General features: G+C 48.4%; 1 protein-coding gene. It reads left to right on the plus strand.

Annotation, left to right across the window (positions count from 1 at the left end):
- The first annotated feature begins 201 nt into the window (after nucleotides 1–201).
- Complete coding sequence (gene holA / locus BLQ36_RS13155; protein ID WP_074516008.1) at nucleotides 202–1,248, plus strand: DNA polymerase III subunit delta; 1,047 nt, start codon at nucleotides 202–204, stop codon at nucleotides 1,246–1,248.
- Nucleotides 1,249–1,379: the final 131 nt, after the last annotated feature.

The following is a 1,379-nucleotide window of genomic DNA, read 5'->3' on the forward strand; positions in this document are numbered from 1 at the left end:
AAGCGTTGGTACTGTGTCCCTCGCCGCCGGAGTAATGTTTCGAATCCGCCCCCTCTCGAACCCTGCAAACTGCAATTTACCATATCAGAGATGATGTGGTTTAAATCGTATGTCGGGGGATTTGTCTTTGGAAATATAGCTTGATGGGGTATAATAGGAGGTACGAAATAGAACTTTGACATAGAAAGATGCGTGCAACTTGTGAAATTTGGCGAATTTATGGTAAAGCTTCCGAAGCAGGATTCTCATGTGTTCCTGCTGGCGGGGGAAGAACATTATTATATCGATAAGGCACTGGCCAAGATTATGGCCGGCTTGTTTTCGGATCAGCAGGAAGCGGCGGATTCGGTGCAGAAGCTAAATGGCGAAGTCGATGCGGATGATTTGGTCAGCATGATTAACACAGCGCCATTCTTCACGGAGAAGAATGTCCTCCTTATCCGGAATACGACCCTGTTTAAGGATAATCGCAAAAAGGACGAGGCGCAGAAGGCTTCGGGGAAGGACAAGAAGCTGGAGCGCCTGCTAAATGTGTTGGCAGATATGCCGTCGTTTAGCTATGTGATATTTGTATCGCCGGAGAAGGCAGATAAACGGCGCAAAATCTATAAGCAGGTCGAGAAATGCGGCATGGTGCTCGAGGCGGAGGCGATCCGTGCCTGGAATATCAACGACTGGCTCCAGGGAAAACTGCAGTCGATGAATCGAGATATGGACCGGGATGCCTATGCGTATTTTCAGGGGGCTGTCAGCATGATGCAGCAGATATCCTTGGAATTTTTGGACCGGGAATTTGATAAGCTGACCTTGTTTTCCGATGACCGCCGAATAACGAAAGCGGCTTTGGTCAAGGTGTTTGCCGGACTTCCGGAGGTATCGATTTTTGCCCTGATGGATGCCATCAGCGAACGCAATGCGCAGAAGGCTTTGATGCTTTTGCGGCGTCAGCTCGATGACGGTACTTATTTTACTGTGATATTGTCCCTATTGACCCGTCATGTCCGTCAGCTTTGGCAGGCAAAAGTCCTGCAGGAGAAAGGCATCCGTGGCAAGGCCTTGGCCAAGCCGTTGGAGCTCAATCCCTTTATTGCCGAAAAACTTGGAAAGGCGGCACAGCGATTTCCTGAATCGGTGCTCAAACGGTCGATGTTAGAACTCATTGATGCGGATTATTGGCTCAAAACTGGTCAGGCAGGCAATGAGATTCTCGAGCATACCGTCATAGACCTTTGCTGTGGCGTTGCCTAAAGTTTTTGATAAGAAAATACCGCATAAACCGGCTTACTGAACTGCTCCCCGTCAAGAGGACAATAAAAAAATATAAGATTTCTTTGGTCGGCAGATTCGTCTGCCGGCCTTTTTATGCGGCTAAATACAAG

Source organism: Selenomonas sp. WCT3, assembly GCA_900100835.1.
Taxonomy (GTDB): Bacteria; Bacillota; Negativicutes; order Selenomonadales; family Selenomonadaceae; genus Selenomonas_A; species Selenomonas_A ruminantium_E.